This window comes from Rhizobium sp. AG207R (assembly GCF_027109195.1).
In the GTDB taxonomy this organism is placed as follows: Bacteria; Pseudomonadota; Alphaproteobacteria; order Rhizobiales; family Rhizobiaceae; genus Rhizobium; species Rhizobium dioscoreae.
The window spans coordinates 1-15,223 of the sequence record NZ_JAEPVT010000013.1; the positions used below are offsets into that span (position 1 = coordinate 1).

A 15,223-nucleotide genomic window follows, 5' to 3' on the forward strand; every position below is an offset into this window, starting at 1 on the left:
TCGGCTTGAAGCCTTCGACGAGCGCTGCCTGCCCCACCCCTTCCTCGGAGATGAAGGAGACGCGCATGAAGAACTTGCCGGTATCGAGATCGTCGAACTGGCTGGAATCGACGATGTTGCAGCCCTGTCCGGCCAGATAGTTCGAAATCGCCGCAACGATCCCACGCGTCGATTGGCACGTCACTGTCAATACATAGCTCGTCATGTCTTTATCTCTTCTATCCCGAGGATGTCCGCCTGCTTAGATGAAATCGGAGGTCTGGGAAATACCTCCCCCCAGCCATGTTTCGACGGATATTTAGGCAGGATGGCGGGCAAAAAGCCGTTCCCGTTGCGTCTTCGAACGGCGTATCCCCGCCTCAGCCGCCGGTTGCCAGCGAAAGCTTTTGCGGTGGTTTCGCCAGACTTCCCTCGTTGAATTTCAGGAATCCCACAAGAAGCCAGACCAGTCCGGCCGTCTTCATGGAGAAGATGGCTGTGGAGCCGATCATCAGATTGAGGAACAGGAAAAGGGAAAGCGCATGGCCAAGGCGTCGCTGATTGACCGTTTCGCCGCCCGGATAGAGCGAGGCGTAGAGCCAGAACAGAATCAGGCCGAAGATGGTGGCGCCATAGATGATGTAGACATATCCGCTGTCGAAAAAGATGCCGACCTGATCGAGCTGCAGCCCGATCGTGCTCTGCAGGTCCATGCCGAGGAAGGCTTTGACCGTGCCATTGATGCGCCCGACGAAATTATCGCCCGTCACGCTCGGCTCGAGCGCGTGAATGACGAAGCCGACAACGATGATGCCGGGCATCGTCAGCAGGTCGAGCGTCTTCGGGAGCCATGGATAGATGAAATAGCCCGCAACGCAGATGAGGCTGAAGATCAGCATCGTGCGTGTGTCGTTCGTCAGCAGGATCAGCACGACCGTCGAGAAAAACAGCAGCCGGTCCAGCAAACCGAGACGATTGGAGAAGCTGATCAGATACAGCACCATCACGCCGCAGAAATTGGCAAGCGAGACCTGCTCCAGGAAGATGGAGGACGATCGGTGGTCGATCAGGCCGAAAGAGAACCGGCCCTCGAATCCAAGCGCGCCGCGAAACAGGCCGATATCGCTATAGGTCGCCGGCGGCACGCCGCGCGTATTCTGAAAATATTCGGCCGGATGAAACAGCGCGACATATTCCTTGACCGACACGATTTCCAGGACAAGCACGGCAAGCACGATGAAGCATGAAATCTTGAAGGCAAGCTTGACGGTCCGCTCGTTGGCAAGCCGCCCCATGATCGAAAAAGCGAAGATGATCATCACGTTGCGGAGATGATCGATATAGGCCTGCTTGTTGATGGCGATGACGAAAACCGTCAGCACGATGGTCAGCAGCAGATAAAGGAGCGGTGCTATGTCCTCCTCATATATGCCTTTCGTCAGCAGGTAGGTGAAGGCGGCGACCTGCAACAGCACTTCGGACAGCACGACGGAGCTCGGCGTCAGCGGTGTGATATTGTGATTGATGAAGGCAAGGATGCAGTTATAGCAGACCGCCAGCAGCGAAATCGTGAGAATGACGAAATTGATCGGCTGCTTTTCGCCTGAACGTTGCATCAGATATCCGGAGTGGTGACGTCTTCACTGGCGGCGGCAGCATATCAGGCCGATGATTCGCGACAAAGAGCCGGCTGCCCGTCACTGATCATTTCGCCGGCTTGACCAACGCGCATGAGGCTGCCAGCGACACTTTTCGATTGAGCCCCTCGGTAAGAACCTTCATCTGCGGCTTGTCGCGGCCGTTGTGTGGCTGGACGTTGAGCGGCTCCTCCGGCGGCCACCAGTCGCCGGCGGCCCAATAGGTCCAGCCGAGCCACACGTCGCTGTTGGCGTTCATGATGTCGAGAACCTGTTTGAGACCGTCGAGGCAACCATCATTGGCGGCGACGCCGAATTCACCGAGGAATCCGCGCTTCCCGTTCTTGCGCAGCCAGTCGGTAACGTCGTTCATGCCCTTCACGGCTTTGTCGGTGCCGTCGCAGACCGGGTGCGTGCCCGAACTGTCCGAATCCAGATATTGGTGGAATTCGAAGGCGTAGAAATCGATCGGGTCCTTGACGCCGAGCATGACCGTGCCATTGGCGCCGCCGCCCAGAACGTCGGCCGACCAGCTATGCGCCCCCGTCCAGTTCGTTCCGGGTACGAGAATGAGATTGCGCGCGCCGATGGTTCGGATGCTGCGGATGGCGGTGTTGGCAAGTTCGAGCCAATCGGGAGCCTTGATATCGTGGGGCTCGTTCATCAGGCCGAAGGCGACGCCCTTTCGATTGGAGAACTCCACCGCAAGCCGCGCCCAGAAATCGCCGAAAGCAAGATCGGTCGCGGGAGCCTGCTTGAGCTGCGTCTTGTCGTAATAGGCGTAATTGTGGGGATCGAGAACGACTGTCATTCCATGCTTCTGGATGAGATCGACGGCATCCTTCAGCCGCTGCAGTTCGTCATCATCGAGAGGTGCTCCGAGCACGGGCTGCAGCCGTTCCCATCGGAAGGGAAGGCGGATTGTATTCATGCCTTTTTCCGCGAAATAGCGCACGGTCTGTTCGGACGGATATGTGTAATTTACATTCACGACCCCGCCGCGCTCGCCATATTCCGCACCGGACAGATTGACGCCGCGATAGCATAGTTGCTGCGCCGCAAGGGGGCTTTCCGCCTGCGCCGTGAAAGCGAGCATGATCGTGGCGGCCAGCAGGCGTCGCAGAGTTTTCGTCATCGATGCGGTCATTGCATGGCCCTGCCTTCCGTGCGCGTGTGGCTTTTCATAGGGATAATGGTGTTGAGCAATGATGAAGGGATGGATCATGCGCGCGCGTGCCACGCGATTTCCTGAGAGCGTCCTTAATGTTCCGTTAGCCAAACGTTTCTAAACTTCCGGCACCTGCTGCGTGGAATGCGTCTGCGGAGCATTGAAAGTCTGCCATGAGCTCAATGGAACGAAGCAAGAGATCGGACCGACTTGCGGGTTGGCGCGATACCGAGCCGTCTGACATACGGCGCGACGGTATGCGCTTGCGCAGTCCTGTCTTGCGCCCTCGGGATTTCGTCGCCGCTGCTGAGCCCATGGCACATTCCGAAGAGCTTGAGGCGCCCATTCCGGATGCCGCCGTTCCGCAAAGTCCGCCGAAGCGATCCGATGTTGAGGAGCCGGTGGCCCCCCGCTCCGTTTCCGAGCCGGTTGTCACCGCTGCGGTGCCTACTGTCGAGCAGGTTGCTGTTGTACCGGCATCTGTCGCTGCTCCGACGGCATCGATACCGGCGGCAAAATTGCCTTTGCTTGATCTTCGATCGGCCATCGCTTCGATCTGGGCGAAGAAGTTCGTTGTTCTTGCCCTGGCAGGCGCCGGCGCCGTTCTGGGCGGAGCGGTCATTCCCCTTATTCCGCAGAAATTCACCGCCGAGACCAGCCTCTATTTCGACCCTCGGCCGGTCGGAGGCTCCGATTCCGCCCAGCAGGCGCCGACGCCACCGGAATTGATCACGACGATGATCGACAGCCAGACGCAGATCCTGTCTTCCGGCAAGGTGCTAGGGCGCGTCGTCGATGCGCTGAAACTCGATCAGGATCCGAAATTCAATGGTGGCGCCACTGGCGAGGCGGCAAAATATGTGGCCACCGCCGCCTTGGCGAAAGCCGTGCAGATCGCCCGCGAATCCAGCACCTACGTCGTCAATGCCAAGGTGACGACGAGCGATCCTCAAAAATCGGCCGAGATCGCCAACCAGCTTGTGACCTCCTTCATGGAGGAAGAGAGCAAGGCGGCTGCGAGCACCTACAAGAACAGCAATACGGCGCTCGATTCCCGCCTGGAGGATCTGCGCCAGCAGGTACTGTCAGCCGAAAAGGCCGTCGAAACCTATCGCGCCGACAACGACATGGTGGCCGTCGAGGGCAATCTGATCTCCGACAAACGTCTGACCGCTCTGAACGACCTATTGGTAACGGCCCAGCAGAAAACGATCGAGGCAAGAGCCCGCGCGGACGCTGCCGGCAAGCTCAGCTTTGAAGATGTGGTCTCCAACAATCCGTCCGCAGGGGTGACATCGACGGCATTGAGCAGCCTGCGGCAGCAATACGCGACGATGGCGGCCAATGTCGGCAGCCTTCAAAGCCAGCTCGGCACCCGCCATCCGCGCCTGCTCGCCGCGAAATCGTCGCTGGATAGCCTCGCCGCCGAAATCCGCGCGGAGCTGCAGCGGCAGATGACCTCGGCCCGCGCCGATTATGAGCAGGCACAGAAGGCCGAGCAGGATATCGCCAAAGAACTGGCAGTACAGAAGGCCTCGCAGGTCAATACCTCAGGCAAGCTTGTCGGCCTGAACGAGCTGCAGCGCAAGGCGACCGCGGCTCGCAATCTCTATGAATCACTGCTGAAACGGTCCGGTCAGGCGAGCGATGCCCAGGACCTCTCGCAGAGCAATATTCGCGTGATCTCGGAGGCGGAACCGCCACTGAAGGCGGATGGGCCGAGCCGCAAGGTGATGATGGTGGCCGGGCTGATCGCCGGCGCAATCTTTGGTGCCGGTCTTGGCATGGCGTTTGCCGTTCTCCTCGGCCTGTTTCGGCATCCCGTCATCCGCGGCTATTTCGGCAAGTGACCATCGTCTTACCCTTTCGCATCGGCTGCCTTTTTCAGCATTGAGGATGCAATTGCGCGCCGACTGTTCTAAATGTAAATCGGCGCTGGGGATGATTGGGTCTTGCTAATGGAAGCGCGATACGGTCATTAAGCGTTGTGCGATACTTTGTGAGACAATCTATGCGAGAAAAGCGGTGCGTTGCTCCGATGACTGGCGCCAGGGAAAGCTGATCGATGGTGCCCGCGGATAAACTCGTTCTGCCGTTTCTGGCGTTGCCGCGCTCCACCAAGCGCGCGCTTGCGCTGCTGGTCGATGCCAGCTTGTGTGTGCTGACGGTCTGGTTTGCCTATTGTCTTCGCCTTGACGATTGGGTCATCCTCGAAGGCGTCGAGTGGCTGCCGGCGATCGTCTCCCTTCTGCTCGCCATTCCGATCTTCATCGTCCTCGGCCTTTACCGCGCCATCTTCCGCTATGCCGGCCTTTCGGCGTTCGTGACGGTCGTCAAGGCGGTGGCGATCTATGCGCTCGCCTTCATGACGATCTTTACCGCCATCAGCGTGCCGGGCGTGCCGCGCACCGTCGGCATATTGCAGCCCTTGCTGCTGCTGATCGCGATCGGCCTGTCGCGCATGTGGACACGCTACTGGCTTGGCAACGCCTATCAGCGCCTTCTCAATCGCAATCAGCTTGCCAAGGTGCTGGTCTACGGTGCCGGTGCTTCAGGGCGTCAGCTTGCGGGCGCGCTTGCCAACAGCGCGGAGCTGAACGTCGTCGGCTATCTCGACGACGATCGCAACCTGCATGGCAGCATTATGGGCGGGCTGCCGATCTACGATCCGGCCGATCTGCCGGCGCTCGTAGTCTCAGGCGAGATCAAGGGCGTCTTGCTCGCCCTGCCGAATGCCACGCGACAGCGGCGCAACGAAATCCTCGAAGACATGCGCAAAGCTCGCGTCACCGTACGGACCATGCCAGATCTGACGGCGCTCGCGCAGGGCCGCGTCGCGGTTTCGGATCTGCGCGAGCTTGATATCGAGGATCTGCTCGGCCGCAACGTTATCGCTCCCGATCGCGGTCTGATCGAGAAGAACATTCGCGGCAAGGTCGTCATGGTCACCGGTGCCGGCGGCTCGATCGGCAGCGAACTCTGCCGCCAGATCCTGAAGAACGGTCCGTCCTCTCTGTTGCTGATCGAACAGAGCGAGTTCGCCCTTTATGCCATTCATGGCGAGCTGGAGAAGGCGGCCGCCTCCGCCGGCCACGCTGCCGATGTGCGCATCATTCCCTTCCTGGCTTCCGTCCGCGATGGCCAGCGGATCAGACAGATCATGCAGGCCTGGCGGCCGAAGACCGTCTATCATGCCGCTGCGTACAAGCATGTGCCGCTCGTCGAATACAATCCCGTCGAAGGCATTCGCAACAATGTGCAGGGAACGCAGATAGCGGCCGAAGCTGCGCGCGATCATGGTGTCGAAAATTTCGTCCTCATCAGCACCGACAAGGCCGTGCGTCCGACCAACATCATGGGCGCCAGCAAGCGGTTGGCGGAAATGGTGCTGCAGGCGATGGATGCAGATCGCAAGCCTGGCACCGACAGTACCAATTTCGCCATGGTGCGTTTCGGCAACGTGCTCGGCTCATCCGGTTCGGTCGTGCCGCTTTTTCGCCAGCAGATCCGCGACGGCGGCCCGATCACGCTGACGCATCCCGATATCACCCGCTATTTCATGACCATTCCCGAGGCGTCGCAGCTTGTGATCCAGGCGGGCGCGATGTCGGGCGGCGGCGATGTCTTCCTGCTCGACATGGGCGAACCGGTACGCATTGCCGATCTCGCGCGGCGAATGGTGGAATTGTCCGGTCTGACCGTGCGGGACCAGGACGAGCCGGATGGTGATATCGAGCTTGAAATCACCGGCCTTCGACCGGGCGAGAAGCTTTTTGAGGAACTGTTGATCGGCGACAACCCGCAGCCGACCAGCCATCCGCGCATCATGCAGGCCAAGGAGGATTTCCTGCCCTGGCCGGAGCTGTCGAGGCGGCTCGCCGCGCTCGAGGCGGCACTGGATGAAAACGACATTCCCTTGGCGAAAGCCCTGCTGCAAAAGCTCGTTTCTGGCTATGCGCCGAGCAGCGAAGTGGTTGATCTGGTCTATCGCGAGCGCGAGACGGATCTGACGGTCGATCAGCCGAACCTTGATAACGTTGCACAGCTATAGGCGCGTGTCCTGTCACGACACCGGCGTCTTTTAATGCTTTCGGGTTTGGCCTCGCAGCTTTGCCGCAGCTACTGCTTCATCGCGATGGCGTAGTACCAGCGGCGCACTTGATCGCAGGTGCGGAACCAATGTGCCGTGAGCCGCAACAGGGGATGCCGCTTTACCGCGCGGTAATGCACGCGTTTGCCGATCGTGGTGTGGGCGCGATGCGGGCTGAAATCGACCAGGTTTTCAAAGGTCGTGAATGTCTCGACGCCGGTTGACCAGCCGCGTTCCAAGGCGACGTCGTAGGGAAGAAGCATGGGCTTCAGCGTCGTCAGCAGCTTCTTGGCCGCCTTGCGGTTGACGATATAACAGGCAGCCGATCCCTGCGGACCATGCATGCAGCGGCCGACGACATCGTTTTCGCTGGTTTCGCAGATCGGCTTGAAGCCGACAAGGCGATGATTGACGAGCTTGACGAGACGCGCCCCCTGGACGCTTTCCATCGCTGCGATTGCACGCGGGATAAGCTTCTCGTTGAGCTCGACGTCGTCTTCCATGATGATCGCCATCTTGTCGCCGCTTGCGACGAATTGCTCCAGCGCAATCAGATGGCTGCGGTAGCATCCGTACTCTCCCGGCAGGAGCTTGCGGCCGTTGTGATAGATGAACGAATGCGGATAAAAATCGACGCGGTCTGCCTCCGCGACGACACGTCCGTCGACGGCAGGAACGCGCGTGATATGCAGATCATATTCGACGGCCTGGTTGCACAGTCGTTCCCAGCGATCACGCGAGCGATCAAGATTGATGACATAAATGGAAACCTGCTGAGCGGCATCGTCAGCAATCTCCGGGTCAACAAGAGGCGGGATACGATTAATCTGTTCGAGAATGACTGTTACTCCTTCAAACAGAAATCGCGCCGACAACAACCAGGATGACAATTTTCATACTATATAACATGCTTATGACTTGTCGCAAATCGCTTGCACACGCCTGCATTGTATTTGCAGATAAAAGCATTTTTTTTGGTGTAACGTAGCGTGAATGGCCCGCGTCGGCGATGCGGAAACCATCCCGTGCGCATGATTTTGATCGGGGAACCCGTTGGCGCATGACCCCAGCCCCATTATATCTGTGATATGCGGTGTGTGGTCGTTGCGCTCGCATTTGTAAAGGAGCGTAGCAGTATATGTGGATCAAGTCGAAAATCGCCATTGCTGCCCTGTCCCTTGCGGTCTTGATGCCGGCGGCCGCACTTGCCGACAATCCGCTCCTCCCCAAGCCATATGTAGCTCCCGTCTATCCTTACAAGGACCTTCCGGGAGTTACTGCGCCGAAAATGGCTGATGACGAGAAGTTTCAATGTCGCACCGCCACCGTGTACGCCGATTATTTTCACGAAGGTCCGTTCTACCGCGGCTTGCCGCGCCTCGGTTACGTTTGCGATCGGAATGGCGTCATTTCCAGCAGCACCAGAAAGCCGAACTACCAATATTGGCAATATAACGGGCCGGATAGATAAGTCGTAGGCATTCTGCCGAATTAAGCAGCAGCGCAATCAAGGCGAGCGTGGCTTCATGTTCGCGTCGGTAGGTTTTGTTGGTGGTCTGAAAATAAATTTCATGTTTTTGGTTAAATGCGCGAACGTCGTTGACGAATGCGAAAATTTGCCCCAAGGTTACGAAAATAAATTACGTAATGGGAACATAAAAGCATGCGCGTTGGAATCATTGGGCTGGGATTCCGCCTAGGCTATCTGGGCTATGTCTTCAAGGCGATCGACGAGAGCTTCGAGATTGCAGGATATGTCGATCCGGAACCCGCGGGCCTGCCTGGTTTGCTCGAACGGGGCATCTCAGCCGGAAAGGCCTATGCAACACCCCAGGATCTGATTGCCAACGAAAAGATCGACCTCTTGATGATCGGTTCGCCGAACCACATGCATCTCGATCACATCCGCATCGGCCTCGAGGCCGGCCTCAAGATTTTCTGCGAAAAGCCGATCGTCACGACCATCAAGGACAGTATCGAGCTTGCCCGCCTCATGGCGAAATTCGGTCATGAGCGCCTGAATGTCGGCCTCGTACTGCGCTATTCGCCGATGTACCGCGATCTCCTGGCTGCCCAGGCCGAGGGGAAGCTTGGCCATGTCGTTTCCATCGAGGCTGCCGAGCATATCGAACCCTATCACGGCGCCTTCTTCATGCGTGACTGGCGCCGATACGAACATTATTCCGGCAGTTTCATGTTGGAAAAATGCTGCCACGATCTCGATCTCTATAATGGCGTGGTTGGCGCGCGGCCGGAGCGGGTCGCAAGCTTTGGCGGCCGCAAGAGCTTCATTCCGGAAAACGATCCCGCGCGGGAAGGCATCAACGATCTCGAGCTCTTCCATCGCAAGCCGAGCGGTTGGATGGGGTCTGACAAGGTCTTCGACAGTGACGGCGACATCATAGACTATCAGGTCGCGATCATTGAGTATGCCAATGGTGTCGGCATGAACTTCCACACCAATCTCAACGTGCCTGACCAGTTCCGCCGTTTCGCCATCATGGGCTCGCGCGGCATGGCCGAGGGCGATTTCATCCGCGGTTATTTCAATGTCCATGAGATGCTGACCGGCAGGAAGGTGATCGAGAAGACCTACGCGGCCACCACGCTTTCGCAGCACTATGGCGCCGACGAACAGATGGCCGCGGATATTATCGCGCACGTCAAGACGGGCCTGCATCTGCCGGTGTCGACCCAGAATGCGCTGGAAGCCGGCATTCTCGCGCTCTCGATGGACGAGGCCCGCATGAAGAAGACCGTCGTCGATCTCCGGCCGATCTGGGACGAGTTCGACGAAGCGCTTCATTCAAGAGCCGCCTAGGGAGGGGCGCAGGATGGGTGTTCAACGCGGCACGGTCATCTTCGCCTGGCTCCTTCTTTTTCCGGCTCTCCTTTACGTCACCGTCATCGTCGCCTATCCGCTGGTCGACACCATAATCCTGTCCTTCACCGATGCATCGTTGAAGAAGGTGACGAATTGGGTCGGTTTCGAGAACTACGCGAAGATCTTCAACGACACTTTCGCAGGCGTCATCGTCCGGACTTTCATCTGGACGTTCTTCTCCGTGTCGATCAAAATGATCATCGGCACGCTGGGCGCGGCGCTGTTGAATTCCGCTGTTCCGGGCCGCGCGCTTTTCCGCGTCTTGACCATGCCGCCCTGGGTTGTGCCGATGGCGATCGGCATCTTCATGTGGGGCTGGATGTATAATGGCCAGTTCGGCATGATTTCGGGCATGCTGCAGCGTTTCGGCATCGTCGACAGCCCGGTGGCGTTCCTCGCCTATGGCAGCACGGCCTTCTGGGCGACGATCATTACCGACGTCTGGATCGGCGTGCCGATGGTCACTCTTTATATGCTGGCGGCCATGCAGGCGATCCCGCATGATCTCTACGAAGCTGCCTGGACGGATGGCGCCGGCCGCTTCTATCGCTTCCGCCGCATCACCCTGCCGCTGCTGGTGCCGTCGCTGGTCACCATGTCGATGTTGTCGCTGATCGCCACTTTCAATTCCTTCGATATCATCTGGATCCTGACGCGCGGCGGCCCGAACGGCGAGACGACGACGATGATCATCGACACCTATCGCACTGCGATCGGATCTTACAAATATGGTGAAGGCGCTGCCCGCGCGGTGCTGATCTGCATCTTCCTGTCGATCTTCTGCCTTGCCTATTTCCGCCTGACCAGCCGCTTTTCCACGGGAGCAAAGCAGCGATGAGCCAGCCCGCCATGATCAATCGCTACAAGTGGTACGAACTCATCGGCATCTATGCCGGGATCCTCCTGTTCCTGACCTTCGTGCTGGCGCCCTTCGTCGAGGGGTTCCTGGTCTCGCTGAAGCCGCTCAGCCAGCTTTTCTCGTCGCCCTATCGGTTCATTCCCGAAAATGGTTCCTTTGCAGCCTATCGCACGATGTGGACCAGCGTGCCCGGTTTCGGCTGGTATATCTTCAATTCCTTCCTGATTTCCGGTGTGAGCACTGTCATCGTGCTGATTCTCGTCGTGCCGGCCGCCTATGCCTTCGCTCGTTTCGAGTTCCGAGGTTCTGGCCTGCTGCTTGGCGCCTTCCTGGCAGTCAACATGTTTTCCGGTGCCGTACTGCTGATCCCGCTGTTCCGGCTCATGCGCTCTTTCGGCTTTTTGAACACCTATCTTGCCATGATCGTACCGGGTGTCGCTTTCCTCATTCCCTCTGGGATTTGGTTGCTGCGCACCTATATGATGCGCATTCCGAAGGAACTCGACGAAGCGGCCTTTGTCGATGGAGCAAGCCATTTCTATACGCTGCGCCGCGTCATCCTGCCGATCGCCATGCCGGGCATCACCGTCGTCGCCATTACCACTTTCATCGGTTCCTACGCGCAGCAGTTCATCTATGCGCTCACCTTCAATTCGAAGACGGAATACATGCCGCTGCCAGTTGGGCTTTTTGCCTATTTTGGCCGGCAGGAGGTCGTCTGGAACGAACTCATGGCCGCAAGTTTCGTCGGCATCGCGCCGGCTCTGGTCGTGATCTTCTTCCTGCAACGGTATCTCGTCAGCGGTTTGACCGCTGGCGCGGTGAAGCAATAAAATCAATCAACCACCAGAGAGAACGGGAGCTTAAACGTGACATTCCATTTCAAGACGGGGCTTCTCGCCCTTGCTTTGCTCGGCTCCACCGTGCTTGGCGCCGTAAACGCCCAGGCCGCCGACAAGGAAATCAGCTGGATCTATTGCGGCGACAGCATCGATCCGATCCATGTGAAGTACATCAAGCAGTGGGAAGACAAGAATCCGGGCTGGGCCGTCAAGCCTGAGGTCGTCGGTTGGGAGCAGTGCCAGGACAAGGCAACCACGCTCGCCGCAGCCGGCACGCCGGTTGCCATGGCTTATGTCGGCTCGCGCACGCTGAAGCAGTTCGCTGACAACGACCTGATCGTTCCGATTCCGATGACGGACGAAGAGAAGAAGGCTTATTATCCGGGCATCGTTGGGACGGTTACCTTCGATGGGCAGCAGTGGGGCACACCGATCGCCTTCTCGACAAAGGCGCTCTACTGGAACAAGGATCTCTTCAAGAAGGCAGGTCTTGATCCGGAAAAGCCGCCGACCACCTGGGCTGAAGAAATCGCCGACGCCAAGGCGATCAAGGAAAAGACCGGCATTCCGGGCTATGGCCTCTCGGCCAAGACCTTCGATAACACCATGCACCAGTTCCTGCATTGGGTTTACACCAACAACGGCAAGGTCATCGACGGCGATAAGATCGTTCTCGATAGCCCCGAGGTTCTGGCAGCTCTCCAGGCCTACAAGGACATCACGCCCTACTCGGTCGAAGGGCCGACCGCTTACGAACAGAACGAAATGCGCGCCATCTTCCTCGATGGCAAGGTCGGCATGATCCAGGCCGGCTCCGGTGCCGCCGCTCGTCTGAAGGAAACAAAGATCAATTGGGGCGTGGCACCGCTGCCGCTCGGTCCTTCGGCCAAGGGTCAGGGCACGCTGCTCATCACCGACAGCCTTGCCGTCTTCAAGGGCAGCGGCGTTGAGGACAAGGCGATCGAATTCGCCAAGTTCATCACGTCTCCCGGCCCGCAGGGAGAATACGAACTCCAGGGCGGCGCAGGCCTCACACCACTGCGCCCGTCTCCGATGGTTGACGAGTTCGTCAAGAAGGATGCTTCCTGGAAGCCGTTCATCGACGGCATCGCCTATGGTGGTCCCGAGCCGCTCTTCAAGGACTACAAGGGCTTCCAGAACGTGATGATCTCCATGGTCCAGTCGGTCGTCACCGGTCAGGCTCAGCCGGCAGATGCGCTGAAGAAGGCCGCTGCCGATCTCGAGCAGTACAAGTAAGCCTGCAAGTCACCGGGCCGCGCGCAATGCGCGCGGCCTTTGGAGCCCTGCCCGCCCCATGGCGGCGCCGCGCGGAGACAGAGTTTGGGAAAGCTGCACCTTAATCAGGTCAAAAAATCTTACGGTCATTTTGAGGTCATCAAGGGCGTCGAGCTCGACGTCAATGACGGTGAGTTCATCGTCTTCGTCGGCCCGTCCGGCTGCGGCAAGTCGACCCTGCTGCGCATGATTGCCGGCCTCGACGATGTGACCAGCGGCGACATCAAGATCGATGGCGCCCGCGTCAATGATCTGCCGCCCGTCAAGCGCGGCATCGCCATGGTCTTCCAGTCCTATGCTCTCTATCCGCATATGTCGGTGTTCGAAAACATCGCCTTCCCGCTGCGGGTGGAGAAGATGGCGGAGGACAAACTCAAGGCCAAGGTCGAGAATGCTGCGCGTATCCTGCACCTCGATAAACGCCTTCAGGAAAAGCCGGGTCAGCTGTCCGGCGGTCAGCGCCAGCGTGTCGCCATCGGCCGTGCGATCGTGCGCGAGCCGAAGATCTTCCTCTTTGACGAGCCACTGTCCAACCTCGATGCTGCGTTGCGTGCCGATATGCGCATCGAGCTCGCCAAGCTGCACCGCCAGTTGCAGGCAACCATGATCTACGTGACGCATGATCAGGTTGAGGCTATGACCATGGCCGACCGCATCGTTGTGCTGAACGCCGGCGAGATATCGCAGGTCGGTGCGCCGCTGGAGCTTTATCACAAGCCGGCAAATACCTTCGTTGCCCGCTTCATCGGCAATCCGAAGATGAATTTTCTGCCCGTCATTTGCACAGGCGTCAGCGATGCGGGTGTGGAGGTGGAGTATAAGGGGCAGAAGGTGCTGCTGCCCGTCACGCCGCGTCCAGGCTTTGCCGGCAAGGCATTGACCCTCGGCATCCGGCCGGAGCATGTCCAGCTTGGCGATGGTGATCTGACCCTCACGATCGTACCGACGGTCGTGGAGCGGCTCGGCGCCCAAACGGTCGCCTATGCCACGGCTGATGGCATCGACGAGAATTTCTGTGCGACGCTGCCCGGCAGCGCCGCCATCCGCATGGACGCACCCCTGAAGACTGGTATCCGCCTCGGCGATTGCCATCTCTTCGATGAAAACGGCCAGGCTTTCGAGCGGCGGGTGGAACTGACCGAAATCGACATGGACTTGCTGAACCAGGCTGCTTCCTGACGGAGAGGTGATTGCTGGCTATCCTCGCCCTTCGACAAGCTCAGGGTGAGGATGGGGTAAACCTGGTCCTCGATACGGCTTACCGTTCTTGGGCTACAGCGCGGAGAGTCTGCCCTCTTGGTGAGGAGGCTCAAAGGGCCGTCTCGAACCACGAAGGCGGGTGAGGGATCGCCCTACCAGACCAGACCGCGAGCTGCTACCTCTTCGACGCGGGTGACGACGCCATCGCGATGGAACACCATCTGGTCGAAGAGATTGGAAACGACGCAGGTGTGGTTCGGTATGATGCGGATCTTGTCGCCGATCTCAGGACGAGCGCCTGCGCAGTTCGACAGATCGATGACACCATGCTCTTCCGATAGCCCCTTGATGACGGCATCGGGATAGTCGACCACCTGACCGTAATCGGCAAAACCGAGAAGGTCGGAAGTCAAAGCCTTCGAGCCGGCATCGATGACGGCGCGGTCTTCGGTTGGTCGGGAAACGACGGTCGCAAGGATGTGCATGGCGCAATCCTCTTCCCGGCAATGGCCCGCACGCACCATCGAGCGGTCATTATAGATGTAGGTTCCGGCGCGATGCTCGGTAGCGGCCGTGACGAGGTGGGCCTCAAAAAGGCTTGGGGTGCCGCCATTGCTGACGATCGGGCATTCGATGCCATCATTCTTCAGCTGCGCTACTGCTTCGACGAGGAAAGCCTGCGTCGCGGCGGCGTTGTTCGGCTTCGGATAGCTCATCAAGCCACCGAAGACGAGACCGGGCTTGCTGGCGATATGCTTGCCGAGAGCGGCCGCCTGCTCTGGCGATTGCACGCCGCAGCGCGCGCCGCCGGTATCGCATTCGACCAGCACGGTCAGCGGCTTGCGGGCGGCGAACCAGCCGGAAAGTCCATCAACCGTCACGGTGCTGTCGGCCACGAGCTTGAGGCCGGATATACGGTCGTTCAAAGCCGAAAGCCGTGCGAGCTTCTCAGCCCCTAGGATATTGAAGGTGATCAGGATATCTTCGAAACCTGCATTGGCGAAGACTTCCGCCTCTGTGATCTTCTGGCAGTTGATGCCCTTGGCGCCGGCGGCGACCTGGGCGCGTGCGAGGGCCGGAATCTTGTGCGTCTTAATGTGCGGGCGGAAATTCAGTCCGTGCGCATCCATGTAGGACTGCACGCGCGCAATATTCGCAGCCAGCCGGTCTTCGTCGATGATCGGGCGTGGCGTGGAGAGGCTGTCGACCGTGTCGCCCGGCTTGGGGCTGATTTCCAAGGCAATGTCGTGAGCGATATTCGGAGCCAT

The 15,223-nt window shown here is 58.9% G+C and carries 13 protein-coding genes; 8 read left to right on the forward strand and 5 right to left on the reverse strand.

The genetic code is table 11. The features are described 5' to 3' along the window. From JJQ51_RS26880 to JJQ51_RS26890, 3 genes are all read right to left on the reverse strand, one after another. Nucleotides 1–205, reverse strand: a 205-nt coding sequence (locus JJQ51_RS26880; RefSeq protein ID WP_269245523.1) for an ACT domain-containing protein, incomplete at its 3' end; no start/stop codon positions are given. A gap of 154 nt (nucleotides 206–359) precedes the next feature. Next, the gene (locus tag JJQ51_RS26885; RefSeq protein WP_112722803.1) at nucleotides 360–1,595 is read right to left on the reverse strand and encodes a hypothetical protein; all 1,236 of its coding nucleotides are present in this window, start codon (nucleotides 1,593–1,595) and stop codon (nucleotides 360–362) included. Nucleotides 1,596–1,683: 88 nt separating this feature from the next. After that, nucleotides 1,684–2,763 (reverse strand): glycoside hydrolase family 5 protein, encoded by a 1,080-nt coding sequence (locus JJQ51_RS26890; protein WP_145323477.1) that lies wholly within the window; start codon nucleotides 2,761–2,763, stop codon nucleotides 1,684–1,686. A 194-nt stretch (nucleotides 2,764–2,957) separates the two neighbouring features. On the opposite strand from JJQ51_RS26890, the gene JJQ51_RS26895 reads away from it, so the two are divergent. Continuing rightward, nucleotides 2,958–4,634, forward strand: a complete 1,677-nt coding sequence (locus tag JJQ51_RS26895; RefSeq protein WP_269245524.1) for a GumC family protein — start codon at nucleotides 2,958–2,960, stop codon at nucleotides 4,632–4,634. A 215-nt stretch (nucleotides 4,635–4,849) separates the two neighbouring features. After that, complete coding sequence (locus JJQ51_RS26900; RefSeq protein WP_113390821.1) at nucleotides 4,850–6,835, forward strand: polysaccharide biosynthesis protein; 1,986 nt, start codon at nucleotides 4,850–4,852, stop codon at nucleotides 6,833–6,835. A 68-nt stretch (nucleotides 6,836–6,903) separates the two neighbouring features. Here JJQ51_RS26900 and JJQ51_RS26905 read toward each other — a convergent pair whose 3' ends face one another. Continuing rightward, entirely contained in the window at nucleotides 6,904–7,764 is an 861-nt protein-coding gene (locus JJQ51_RS26905; protein WP_269245525.1) for a glycosyltransferase family 25 protein, read from the reverse strand. 248 nt (nucleotides 7,765–8,012) lie between these two features. Between JJQ51_RS26905 and JJQ51_RS26910 the strand changes: the two genes are divergently transcribed. The 6 genes from JJQ51_RS26910 to JJQ51_RS26935 all read left to right on the forward strand — a co-directional run bounded on the left by JJQ51_RS26910 (nucleotide 8,013) and on the right by JJQ51_RS26935 (nucleotide 13,934). Beyond that, complete coding sequence (locus tag JJQ51_RS26910) at nucleotides 8,013–8,345, forward strand: hypothetical protein (RefSeq protein ID WP_269245526.1); 333 nt, start codon at nucleotides 8,013–8,015, stop codon at nucleotides 8,343–8,345. A gap of 192 nt (nucleotides 8,346–8,537) precedes the next feature. Beyond that, nucleotides 8,538–9,695, forward strand: a complete 1,158-nt coding sequence (locus JJQ51_RS26915) for a Gfo/Idh/MocA family protein (protein ID WP_113329834.1) — start codon at nucleotides 8,538–8,540, stop codon at nucleotides 9,693–9,695. Nucleotides 9,696–9,708: 13 nt separating this feature from the next. Beyond that, the gene (locus JJQ51_RS26920) at nucleotides 9,709–10,596 is read left to right on the forward strand and encodes a carbohydrate ABC transporter permease (RefSeq protein WP_113329835.1); all 888 of its coding nucleotides are present in this window, start codon (nucleotides 9,709–9,711) and stop codon (nucleotides 10,594–10,596) included. Next, nucleotides 10,593–11,450 (forward strand): carbohydrate ABC transporter permease, encoded by an 858-nt coding sequence (locus tag JJQ51_RS26925; protein ID WP_112722798.1) that lies wholly within the window; start codon nucleotides 10,593–10,595, stop codon nucleotides 11,448–11,450. Before JJQ51_RS26920 ends, JJQ51_RS26925 begins: the two co-directional genes overlap by 4 nt. A gap of 36 nt (nucleotides 11,451–11,486) precedes the next feature. Beyond that, entirely contained in the window at nucleotides 11,487–12,716 is a 1,230-nt protein-coding gene (locus tag JJQ51_RS26930; RefSeq protein WP_113329836.1) for an ABC transporter substrate-binding protein, read from the forward strand. An 84-nt stretch (nucleotides 12,717–12,800) separates the two neighbouring features. After that, the gene (locus tag JJQ51_RS26935) at nucleotides 12,801–13,934 is read left to right on the forward strand and encodes an ABC transporter ATP-binding protein (protein WP_269245527.1); all 1,134 of its coding nucleotides are present in this window, start codon (nucleotides 12,801–12,803) and stop codon (nucleotides 13,932–13,934) included. Nucleotides 13,935–14,107: 173 nt separating this feature from the next. On the opposite strand, the gene JJQ51_RS26940 is transcribed toward JJQ51_RS26935, so the two are convergent. Continuing rightward, on the reverse strand, nucleotides 14,108–15,223 hold the full coding sequence (locus JJQ51_RS26940; RefSeq protein ID WP_269245528.1) for a D-TA family PLP-dependent enzyme: 1,116 nt from the start codon (nucleotides 15,221–15,223) through the stop codon (nucleotides 14,108–14,110).

Bases quoted from the DNA above. Each gene is read 5' to 3' on its own strand.
- JJQ51_RS26885 (WP_112722803.1), bottom strand. From the start codon at position 1,595: ATGCAACGTTCAGGCGAAAAGCAGCCGATCAATTTCGTCATTCTCACG.
- JJQ51_RS26890 (WP_145323477.1), bottom strand. From the start codon at position 2,763: ATGACCGCATCGATGACGAAAACTCTGCGACGCCTGCTGGCCGCCACG.
- JJQ51_RS26895 (WP_269245524.1), top strand. From the start codon at position 2,958: ATGAGCTCAATGGAACGAAGCAAGAGATCGGACCGACTTGCGGGTTGG.
- JJQ51_RS26900 (WP_113390821.1), top strand. From the start codon at position 4,850: ATGGTGCCCGCGGATAAACTCGTTCTGCCGTTTCTGGCGTTGCCGCGC.
- JJQ51_RS26910 (WP_269245526.1), top strand. From the start codon at position 8,013: ATGTGGATCAAGTCGAAAATCGCCATTGCTGCCCTGTCCCTTGCGGTC.
- JJQ51_RS26915 (WP_113329834.1), top strand. From the start codon at position 8,538: ATGCGCGTTGGAATCATTGGGCTGGGATTCCGCCTAGGCTATCTGGGC.
- JJQ51_RS26920 (WP_113329835.1), top strand. From the start codon at position 9,709: ATGGGTGTTCAACGCGGCACGGTCATCTTCGCCTGGCTCCTTCTTTTT.
- JJQ51_RS26925 (WP_112722798.1), top strand. From the start codon at position 10,593: ATGAGCCAGCCCGCCATGATCAATCGCTACAAGTGGTACGAACTCATC.
- JJQ51_RS26940 (WP_269245528.1), bottom strand. From the start codon at position 15,223: ATGGCTCCGAATATCGCTCACGACATTGCCTTGGAAATCAGCCCCAAG.